Raw genomic sequence first — 1,669 nt, 5'->3', positions numbered from 1 at the left:
CAGGTTTCATAAACTATATCTACCGTTCCTGAAAAATCATCGGCTGGTTCAAACGTGTATGTTCCGTCTGGATTCCAAGTGATTGTTCCGGCATTGGCTACTTCATTGCCTTCGGAATCTACTCCTGATACCGTCGATCCACTTGCTATCGGATCCCCGTTTTCATCGATAAATCCTTGGAATATCTGATTATCGCCCTCCGGATCAAAATCATTCGTCGTTACATCCCCACTTACTGGTAAACCTGTTATGGTTGTGTTTTCGTCATCTATTGCAAATGTATCATTACAATAAACCGTTAACTGAACATCTGTGAAAGTCACTTCACAAGTCTGATCGCTATTTCTTACTTTAATTTGATAAAGCCCTTCAGCTAAACCTGTAAATATTCCCGTAGAATTTTCAAAAATATTAACACCATTATCAATAATAAAAATTAATGAACTTAAAGCCGATCTACTTTCCGCAGATATTGTAATTGTTCCGTTGTTAGTACCACAATCTGTAGAAACACTTTCAACATTTAGAATTTCTGGAGCGACTTTAGCTATTAAAGTTATATCTCCATGAATAATTTCACAATCACTTGTTTCTGATCTTACCACCACATTATAAGTGGCTGCTTCTAATCCGTAGAATTCATTAGAATTTACAAAAGTAGCTCCTCCATCAATACTATAAACTAATCCAGCTCCGCTAGCATTAATTACAATGCTTCCGTCAACAACACCACACTCTGAAGGGTCAGTTGATGAAACTCCATTTATAGCAGGACAAAGTAATGTTACCGTTGGATCGTCTTCTAAAACACTGTTATCATCAGATTCATCATCCGTTGGATTACCTTGTGGGTCGTTAGCCGTAGCTGTAGCCTGATTCGTTACACCACCGGCATCCATATCTGCCTGGGTAAGAACATAGGTCGCTGTAAATTCTAAACTCTCGCCTACCGTTAAATCATAGCCGTCGCCCTCGCCGTCGATATCACTACCACCACTGCTGTATGCAGGTGTTGGTAAGGTACCGCTTCCCGTAAAGTCTGCTGCATTCTCCGTTACGTCTACATCATATAAGGTAACATCTCCCGAGTTACTTACTGTATAGGTATAGGTGATCGTATCTCCTGCATCAATACCATCGCCGCCATCATTAACCTCACTAGTCTTGATGATCGCTACCGCTGGGGTAATAATTATGCTACTAGTTGCATTATCCGTCTCCGGATCAGTAATCTCATCTGTGGTTACTGAAACCGTATTTACTAAATCGCTACCTGCATCCAAATCTGCTTGGGTTACAACATAGCTTGCCGTATATGTCCACGTCTCGCCTACATTTAATATGCCATCACCATCATCGCCCGTTGGGCCTGTTACTACGCCTAAGCTGCCATCTGGTAATTCATCACCTACTACGACATTGGTAAGGTCTGTGTTTCCATCGTTATTAACGGTGATCGTATACTCGATAGTCTCGCCCTCTGTGTCTACAATAGCATCATCAGCGTTGGTCAAGCTCTTAGTAACTACCATACTCGAATCCTGAGATACCGTACTGGTAGCCGTATCTTCTACAGGGGTCGTAATCTCATTTGTGGTTACTGAAGCCGTGTTTACTAAGTCAGCTCCAGCATTTAAATCCGTCTGGGTTACAACATAGCTCGCCGTAT

General features: G+C 41.6%; 1 protein-coding gene. It reads right to left on the bottom strand.

The annotated features are described in order from the left end of the window. Window positions 1-1,669 (bottom strand): DUF7507 domain-containing protein (locus tag ICJ83_RS12930; protein ID WP_188230828.1); only part of this gene is annotated, 1,669 nt, incomplete at both ends.

The organism is Aestuariibaculum sediminum (genome assembly GCF_014596945.1).
In the GTDB taxonomy this organism is placed as follows: Bacteria; Bacteroidota; Bacteroidia; order Flavobacteriales; family Flavobacteriaceae; genus Aestuariibaculum; species Aestuariibaculum sediminum.
The sequence above is the reverse complement of the archived record's forward strand: the minus strand, read 5'-3'. Positions and strand labels throughout refer to the sequence as shown.